General features: G+C 53.8%; 4 protein-coding genes and 1 pseudogene. 4 read left to right on the forward strand and 1 reads right to left on the reverse strand.

Annotated features, from left to right (window positions below):
• Nucleotides 1-836 precede the first annotated feature (836 nt).
• Entirely contained in the window at nt 837-1,904 is a 1,068-nt protein-coding gene (locus tag ACBR42_RS16415; RefSeq protein ID WP_371208740.1) for an NAD(P)H-dependent flavin oxidoreductase, read from the reverse strand.
• Nucleotides 1,905-3,022: 1,118 nt separating this feature from the next.
• On the opposite strand from ACBR42_RS16415, the gene ACBR42_RS16420 reads away from it, so the two are divergent.
• The 4 genes and pseudogenes from ACBR42_RS16420 to ACBR42_RS16435 all read left to right on the forward strand — a co-directional run.
• Nucleotides 3,023-4,219, forward strand: a complete 1,197-nt coding sequence (locus ACBR42_RS16420) for an AAA family ATPase (protein ID WP_371208741.1) — start codon at nt 3,023-3,025, stop codon at nt 4,217-4,219.
• Between the two features lie 51 nt (nt 4,220-4,270).
• Nucleotides 4,271-5,296, forward strand: coding sequence for a ParB/RepB/Spo0J family partition protein (locus ACBR42_RS16425; RefSeq protein WP_132306450.1), 1,026 nt, complete (start codon nt 4,271-4,273; stop codon nt 5,294-5,296).
• Between the two features lie 142 nt (nt 5,297-5,438).
• Nucleotides 5,439-6,599: a replication initiator protein A gene (locus ACBR42_RS16430; RefSeq protein ID WP_371208742.1), complete on the forward strand. Its 1,161-nt coding sequence runs from the start codon at nt 5,439-5,441 to the stop codon at nt 6,597-6,599.
• 1,709 nt (nt 6,600-8,308) lie between these two features.
• Nucleotides 8,309-9,298: pseudogene (locus ACBR42_RS16435) on the forward strand (cytochrome ubiquinol oxidase subunit I); the annotation flags it as partial.
• Nucleotides 9,299-9,421: the final 123 nt, after the last annotated feature.

Below are 9,421 nucleotides of genomic sequence, written 5' to 3' on the forward strand. Positions count from 1 at the left end.
AGCAGGTCTTCAGGACGCTCCACGTCCGTCAGCAGTGCGTCCAGGATTTCTCTCGAGATGGTCATTCATGCTTCCTTTCGGGAAAGCATGGACCAGATCAGTCATACACAGAAGATCGGACACTCTCGTCGCAGGGAATACTACGGCAGCATCACAACCAGACGAAATGGCGCTACCCGGCCCGGTGTTCTGGCAGGACAATAAAACCTGTTATCCTGCCGGGCATCCCGACGGTTGCGAGGGCCGTGATCGGGCCTGTAAAGACATAATACGCGATCACAACCGTTCCCTGCCAGCTACCATCTGCGGTATGGCGCTGCCATCCTCAATGTCGGCGAGATGACCACTGCCCCAATAAGATGAAGGGCGTATCGGGAAGTGAGGTAACGCCCCCCTCCTCTTCCCTTATATGAGAAGGCAAGAGTAAGCGCAGGGACGCAGTGAAGCGGTCAATGCCTATCCGGTACCACATGAATGTATGAAACATTCTGGATCATTGCGCCGGTACGAAAAACTGATGATGATGATCGCCCCATCACTCATAACCGTTTAAAATCAATCAGTTCGTTTTTTGATTATCGATAATTGCAACGGTGCAATTCCTGCTTATGAAATCTCCTTCGGACGGATGGCGCATAAAAAATACGATCACTCAAACATTGGGTAGGGCTCAGGACAACAGACCATCGCGGACTGCGCTGTGTTTCCCTATATCGCACCTGCCCCGAGGACGACATTGACCGTGCATCTTGCTCTGCCCGGTTTCATACCGATGCCGGGCCTGTCATGATGCAACATCATCAATGCTGGCGTATGCCGGGCAGGTTGGTTAGCGATTACATCCCGAAGCTACGTACCTCTTGCAGTTCGTCCTTCAGTTTGCCCATGAGCTGGTCTACTGGCATGGCCCGGGCCAGAGGTGCTCCCTGTCCGGCCCAATAAGCACCAAAACCGCTTTCACCACAGTTTCTGGCAGCTTTATTAAGTGCTTTTCCCGCATCATAGGCAATGGGGTAATCTGGAAGCGGTGGTATGCCTGCACTGTCACCCAGACCAGTAAACCGGTTTGCAAGACAGCGCGCAGGTCGTCCTGAAACAAGATCGGTCATGCGTGTATGAAACGCGGCTGGTCCCTTCAAAACCTTTCGGTAAGATTCATCCGCGTCTGTCTCCGGACAAAGAATGAAAGCCGTGCCCATCTGTGCCGCGACGGCGCCCAAAGCAAGGGCGGCCGCAATCCCTGCACCGTCCATGATACCGCCCGCAGCAATCACAGGAATGCGGCATTTCCGCACCAGAAGACGGGTCAGGGCGAATGTTCCCAGCGCATCGTCGCGACCCGCGGGATCGAAAATGCCGCGATGCCCCCCCGCCTCAATCCCTTGCGCTACAATCGCGTCCATCCCTGCGGCCTCGGCGACGCAGGCTTCCTCCAGACTGGTTACCGTTGCCAGCAAAATAGCACCTGTCGCCTTCAGAACCGAAATCTTCTCGGCCACAGGCAATCCGAAATGGAAACTGACGACCGGTGGCTTCATATGCACAAGCATGTCGAGCATTTCCGGGTCATCATTGAAGCTTCGGTATATCGGATGCAGTCTGGCCGGCGGTACTGCATTGAATTCGGTGAACAGCGGTTTCAGCCACGCCAGCCACGCTTTGTCGCAGACAGGATCAACTTCCGGCGTCTTGTGTACGAACAGGTTGACGTTGAAGGGAGCCCCTGTCTGCTGCCTTACCTGGCAGATCATCTCGTGCGCGACTGTCGCACCGGCAGCCCCTACGCCAATTGAACCAAGGCCCCCGGCCTGAGATACAGCAGCAGCAAGTGCTGGAGTAGAGACGCCTGCCATCGGTGCCTGCACCAATGGAATCGTCAAGCCGAGTTGTTCAGGCCAGTTCATCACCACGTCCCATCGTGCAGGCAGCTTTCTGCCTGTCCTGATGGTAGCCCATATCGCTGATTATAACATTCAAAACCATATTATCGCGCTTGCCTCCACTATGGCTTATGCGCAGGGAGGATGGACCGATGTTCGCCCATCCGGGACAGAACCGTGGCTCAGGACTCATTCTTTGATAGGGAAGATGAAGGTCGCAACACGTCGCCTGTCTTTAAGTTTTGCAAACATGTTTTCGATGAGGCGGCGCTTTTTATATCAGGTGTCCGTTGTAAGACCGCTTTAATTTTCTGTTCTTCTTCGGTGAAATGCTGGCAGTAATGGTCCAGTCTGCAAGCGCCCGCCTGTCCCGTCAGGAGGGCTGTCAGCCGAACATCGGCCCCTTTGAAATTACCGATCATCGCTCAGTCCAATAAACTGAGGGCACCAAGCCTAAATTGCGATGTAGCTTTTATACGGAGCATTGTCTGGATGCGTGGACAGCCAATGGCCGACCTCATAATTCCCGGCCACTCCAGAACCAGTTCTTTGCGAAACCTGCCCCGCTCTATCGTATTAGAAGTCAGAAATGCGGAAGACCAGTCGGGTTTCTGTCGTCAATTGCACCGGTGCAATTAGCATCTCACAAACGCCATCTGTCCTGCCCGTGCGCTAAATGAAACGTGGACAGATCATCTCACCTTCTATCGTCACAATCTCCCGCACAGGCTGAAGATGGCTTCCAGACGGGATAGCCCGATGCCCGGCAGTCCTGTTCCTGACAAAACCGGGTCCGTCGTCTCAATTCCACATCGCCTGAAATCATATGGCCTATCCTGTTATGACAGGATGCGAGCAACCAAACGTACTGCCACAGAAGATTTTATCGCGGTCATTATTCTCTCTACCTTCCTGCACCCATCGCTTTCATTCTTCATGGTGCCGTCACCATAATGTCCATTCTGCACCCGGATCTGGTAAGGGTTTTATTCGGCATCTTCAGCATCCACCCTGACAGTAGTTTCCAAATCTCCGGACCAAAGCTTCAGGGCTGAAGCAAACTGAATTAAAACGTTGCCGGTTTGAATGTTTTATGAGACAAAAAATATCTAAAACATTCAAATCATAATGGTCCCTTTAAAATGAGCGAATTTATCAGCCATATAGGCGGACTGGCCGAAGCAGGTGAGCGCATGATCGAGCGCCTGCGGAAGAAAGCATTCCTGCCGGAAAGCCGAAAAGGACTGAGTGTTCGCATCGGGATCGCCGAGGTCGCATCGCTACTCGGCTGCTCGACCAATCGTATCCGGATGGCTGAAGAAGACGGTCGCCTTCCCAGTCCCACACCGACAACAAATGGCCGTCGCCCCGGTTACAGCATCGAGCAGATCCTTCATATGCGCAAGGTACTGGGCGCAAGCCCGGCACGCAGCCCTATGGATGAACCCGCGATCATCGCCGTGCAGAACTTCAAGGGGGGCGTAGGCAAGTCCACGGTCACGACCCATCTGGCCCATTACCTGGCGGTGCAGGGTTACCGTGTTCTGGTCGTTGACTGCGATAGTCAGGCTTCCACCACCACCCTTTTCGGTTTCAATCCGCATTTCAATATTACGCGCGACGAAACACTATATCCGTACCTGTCCATTGATCCCACGCAGGAAGATCTGCGCTATGCGGTCAAGCGCACGCCATGGCCCAATGTGGACCTTATCCCGTCCAATCTTGAACTGTTCGACGTGGAATATGAACTGGCTGCCGCCGGTGCGGATGGTCAGTCGGTGCTGACAGCGCGCTTTCGCAAACTGAAGCAGGGGCTGAACGAACTTGCACGCGACTATGATGTCGTTCTGCTTGATCCCCCACCTGCTCTGGGCACCATCTCCCTTGCCGTCATGCAGGCGGCAAATGCCCTGCTGGTGCCGCTGGCCGCAACCACGCCCGATTTCTGTTCAACAGTACAGTTCCTTTCCATGATGGATCAGGTCCTGCAGCAGCTTCTGGCAGCAGGCATTGTTATTGATTACAGTTTTGTGCGCCTGATCTGTTCCAAATTCGACAGCAACGATCCGTCCCATGCCCTCGTCAGGGCCTTTATGGAACAGACCTTTGGCCCGGCACTGCTGCCTGTGCCCATTCTGGAATCAGCCGAAATCAGTCATGCCGCAATCCGTATGATGTCCGTTTATGAACTGGCAAAACCCATTGGCACATCCAAGACACATAAACGGTGTCGCGCCAATCTGGACGAAGCACTGGGGCAGGTGGAGCAGCTTATCCGGCAGAGCTGGGGCAGGGTGGCTCCCGCAAGCGAGGCAGAGGCCATCTATGCTGTCTGATAATATAAGTATGTGCGGCAGCCCTGCTGCCTGTGAACGGGATGCCGTCTGATGGCCCGTAAACAGAGCGACTATCTGAAAGAACTTCTCAGTTCCGAACCCGATGGTCCCGCCACACCCCCTGCTGCCGAAAGGGTAAGGCCAACAACCCTGCTGAGCAGGGAGTCAGCGCTTGCACGCGTACAATCCGGCCAGACCCGGCAGGTGACGCAACATCTTCTGGACCCGGCACGCGTTCGCGTCTGGCCCGGAAATGCCCGTATTTACGCGCAGCTTAATGAGCAGAACTGCCGCGAACTGATTGATTCAATCATCGCGGAAGGCGGCCAGAAAGTGCCCGCAGTCGTAAGGCGCGTTACCGACGACCCTGCTTACGATTATGAAGTGGTCGCCGGAACCCGGCGGCACTGGTCCGTGCAATGGCTGCGCAATCATTCCTACCCGGACCTCAGGTTTCTGGCCCAGGTTGCCAATCTGGATGATGAAGCCGCCTTCCGTCTGGCTGATCTGGAAAATCGTGCGCGACAGGATGTATCCGATATCGAACGGGCACGGAATTACGCATCGGCCCTGACCCTGCATTATGATGGCAAGCAGAAACGGATGGCCGAACGCCTGCGGGTCTCCCCCGGATGGCTTTCCAAGATGCTGCAGGTCGCCAATATACCTGACAACATATTGGCGGCATTTTCCAGTTGGCATGATGTCCAGCTCAAGCCGGCCTATAACCTTGCGCGGGCGCTAGGGAATACGGATGCCGCGGAACGGATAGCCGTGGCAGCGACCCGACTTGCACAGGAACAGGCCGAAGCCAGAAAGCAGGGACACGAAGGACCGAGTGCATCCGAAGTCATGCGTCGGCTGCTTCATGCTGCCCGGAACGACGCCGCATCCATGAACGAAGCCCCCATAGAAATCCGTTCGGCCCTCGGCCGCGTGGCCATGAGTGTGCAGAGTGTAAACCGGCAGGGGATTACGGTCCGGCTCCATACCGGTGCTGGTGCCGATACTGATGAATATCTTTCGGGTCTGAAAGATATCCTCGAACGGCTCAGGGCATCGGGGAAAATATTCTGAATGCGTGCCGGTTTCCCCGGGGAAATTTCCATGCGGGCCCTATCCCCCCTATCGGGCCAAAGTTTCTCCGGGGAAATTCAATTGCGCCACTTCATTAAACTTCCTGTCGGCCCTTCCTGATAATTTCCCCGGGGAAACTTCCATGATGAACAAGCGTGAGGAACCGAAAACGGATCAGATTGATCTGTTCCTCCCCTATCTCGCGGATCTGCCACTGCGCGACCAGCGGGAAATGATGGAGCGGCCTTTCTTCAGCCTTGCAAAATCAAAACGCCTGAAACCCATCGATTACAAGAGCCCCGATGGAAAGCTCTGGGTACATGTTTCCGCCAATCCGGATTACGGAATGGCGACGATCTGGGATGCGGACCTGTTGATCTACTGCGCCAGCATTCTGGCGGATATGGCCCGGCGCGGACAGAATGATATTCCCCGCAGACTTCATCTGATGCCCTATGATGTACTCAGGGCAATCGGCCGCCCTACAACCGGGCGGGCTTATGAACTGTTGGGGCAGGCACTGGATCGCCTTGTCTCAACAACCGTCAAAACCAACATTCGGGCCGAAAACAGGCGGGAAGCAACATTCTCATGGCTGGATGGCTGGACCCAACTGGTGGACGAAAAAACCGAACGTAGCCGTGGCATGACCATAGAACTGTCAAGCTGGTTTTATGATGGCGTACTCATGAACGGGGGCGTCCTGTCGATAGACAAGGCCTATTTCAACATCACCGGGGGACGGGAACGATGGTTATATAAGGTCGCCCGCAAACATGCAGGTGGCGCGGGCGAAATCGGGTTCTCCATTTCCCTTCCCACCCTGTTTATCAAATCCGGAGCTGAGGGAAATTACAGACGGTTCAAATTTGAAATCGGCAAGATTGCCGCGCGCAATGAGCTGCCCGGCTTCGCACTTGAAATCGAGATACCAGCCGGAAAATCCGAACCCCTGCTCCGGATGAGAAGAAGACAGGATAACCCGATCCCGGATACATCACCGCTTCCGAGCGTGAAACGCCGCACGACTTCAAGGAAAAAAGAAAGTCCATCCCTATCTTCCGGCGAACCGTCGCATCTGGATGGGGCAGGGACGGATTCCTTTGCCGATGCGGACCTGACTGCGGATACTTTGGCCCTTCTGCGGTCTGAATGTCCGGGATGGGATTTTGAATCCTTGCATCAGGAATTCCGTCACTGGCTTTCCCAGGACCAGAGCCGAACCCCTGCAAACTATCAGGCCGCCTTTATCGGCTTCGTCAGACGTTACCATTCTAACAACAAGCACCAGCTCGGTCTTTAAAGGCCGGCCGCGCTGACCTGTTTCTTTTTGTGGAATATCCAACAGTTTCCTTATCCCATTAGCTGGTCTGTATCCCTGTATCATACGGATATGGCCGCCAGACCTGATCACGGCATTTCTGCCTCCATAATCAGGCAGCAGGCCGGGATCCCGTAGCGGGGGAGGCATTTCCCATGATCGGATTCTGGTTCATGTACCGATATCAGCGCCAGAAAAGCATTCCCCGATAGTCAGGATCACTCTCCCCGGATCAGATGGCCCTTGATATTGACCCAGCCGCCCCCTGTTCCAGACCAGAATTCCATGCAGGTGTTCCCGAAGTGTCGGGTCTGCTCTTGCCACCTGCAATACGATCCGAATGGAGTGATATCAGCTTGAAAAAATTGAACGTGGTTTTTGCTTCTTCCTGAAAAACTGATTCAAGTGAGCGGATAAAATAGCCCCTTGATCCATGCTTTCGACATATTGGGAACGGCCCTCGATCCTTCGGGAACAGTAACCCGACACTTCAGGAACACCGGAGCCGACACTTCAGGAACGGATTCACGACATTTCGGGAACAGCCAGACCTCTCTATCCCACTGTGTTCCGTGCATTTTTCAGCCTGTTTGCTCCCTTAACCTTTTAACTCTTTCTTTTAACCTTCTAACTTTCTTGTGGGCGTTCGACAGAACAGGATTTCAGGAGGGTTTATCTACGTCTTAAACGCGATATGTAGACGTCAACACAGCGGGGCCGTATAGCCAGCATTACCCGCAGAACGAGATGCTGGCCCTCTAAACCCGACCGATAAGGAATGGAAGCGTATAACATCCTGCGACGCCAGCGAACCGGTTAGGCCGGAAACAAGCGGCCGATGTCCGTAAACCGTCAATACGGCTACGCTCTCTTGTCCGATCAGGTTGTGGCTAAAAAATGTTATGGTTCATTTTCGTCCATTGCAGACTATCTGTTCGTGGTTTCGTAGACTGATGCGCCGTTTCCTGCTTCAGCCCATCCATGATGTTCACACTGATAGTCAGAGCATCAAGACACCCCATGCAAAGAAAGGTGGTTGGCGTTCTATCAGCGATCCCATCGTTGGATGGAGGCTGAATGCTTCGAAGCGTTGGTGTCTGACCTGCGTATCGTGCCACATATCGTCTCTGCCCGCAGGGCAGAACCAACGGTAGCCATTCTCGACAGCCGAAAAGCAAACCTCGCACTAAGGCATGCATTGAGCATCCTCCACCCCAAGTAGGATGTCGAAAACCGACACAACTTGCCCGATAAGGATCTCGTGACACATCAACACAGTGGGAAATGAACCCATAGCGTTATGGTTTCATTTGATCATACATTCAGTTTCCTATGACCAGCACTGTGAATATAACAGAGCTACGAGAAGTGCCTGATCGGCATGCTTTATATCCATATGAATAACAGAGACGGCTGGAAACAGGAGATAACGGCCAAATATTTCTCGTGTGGGTATCAATATTTTAACTGTCTATATTCTCCCATAACCAGACAAATCTTGCTTATATTTCACTTATAAACGCAGGTTATGATCTTATGTATAATCTGTCTTGGACGTCATATGTCTGATTGATCTACTACCATTTCCAAGACACCTGAGCATGTATCTGCCTTTCAGGCCAGAGAATTGCTTACGGAACCACTATGCCGGGAAGTATTTATTTCTCTTGCATAAGTTTTGGAAAGTATCGATGCAGTACGCACATGACCCGGCGCTCCTTCTGGCGCGCTTTCAGTTCGCCTTTACCGTAGGCGTCCATATCATCTTTCCAGCCTTTTCAATCGGACTGGCCGCCTATCTGGCGGTTCTGGAAGGGCTGTGGCTCAGGACCGGACGGCCTGTATTCCTTGATCTGTACCGATACTGGATCAAGGTGTTCTCCATCGTTTTTGGCATGGGCGTCGTCTCGGGACTGGTCATGTCGTATGAGTTCGGCACGAACTGGTCGATCTTTTCCAAAAAGGCCGGGCCAATTACAGGCGTGCTTCTGTCCTATGAGGTCATGACCGCCTTCTTCCTCGAAGCAGGCTTCCTTGGCGTCATGCTGTTCGGCATGAACAAGGTGGGGCGCAAACTGCATTTTGCGGCCACATGCTGCGTATCGGTTGGCACGCTGATTTCCATGACATGGATACTGTCTTCCAATTCATGGATGCAGACGCCACGCGGCTACACAATTGACCCGGCCACGGGACGGTTCATGCCGATGGACTGGCTGGCCATCATCTTCAACCCGTCCTTTCCGTTCCGTCTGGTGCATATGGGACTGGCGGCTTTCCTGTCCGTCGCCTTCATCGTGGGCGCCACGGGGGCGTGGCATATGCTCAGGGCACGCAAGGCCGGGAAGATTTCCAGCGAACCCGTGCGGGTCATGTTTTCCATGGCCATGTGGATGGCGGCCATTGTAGCACCCCTGCAGATCCTTGCAGGCGACGCGCATGGTCTTAATACCCTGAAGTATCAGCCGGTGAAAATCGCGGCGATGGAAGGGGACTGGGATACAGAGGGGCGTGCCCCGGAACTGCTGTTCGGCATCCCCAATATGAAAACCGAACATACGGATTATGCCGTCAGGCTGCCACTGGCCGGATCGCTGATCCTGACACATAGCCTGAATGGCAAGGTACCGGGCATGAAGGATTTCCCGCGCGACCAGCGGCCGCCTTCACCGGTCATCTGGAGGGTTCGAAAAACCCTCTGGTATTGAGGTCTGCTCTGTGATTCCATTTTCCTTGCGTTGATTGGAGTATGGATCATGAAGCAGGCGGGATTTTTTGACGTTGAAGAGCGGCTTGCCCGGCTG

It is taken from the genome of Komagataeibacter sp. SM21, assembly GCF_041402665.1.
Classification (GTDB): domain Bacteria; phylum Pseudomonadota; class Alphaproteobacteria; order Acetobacterales; family Acetobacteraceae; genus Komagataeibacter; species Komagataeibacter saccharivorans.

Coding starts and splice junctions, on each gene's coding strand:
- ACBR42_RS16415 (WP_371208740.1), bottom strand. CDS start 1,904: ATGAACTGGCCTGAACAACTCGGCTTGACGATTCCATTGGTGCAGGCA.
- ACBR42_RS16420 (WP_371208741.1), top strand. CDS start 3,023: ATGAGCGAATTTATCAGCCATATAGGCGGACTGGCCGAAGCAGGTGAG.
- ACBR42_RS16430 (WP_371208742.1), top strand. CDS start 5,439: ATGATGAACAAGCGTGAGGAACCGAAAACGGATCAGATTGATCTGTTC.
- ACBR42_RS16425 (WP_132306450.1), top strand. CDS start 4,271: ATGGCCCGTAAACAGAGCGACTATCTGAAAGAACTTCTCAGTTCCGAA.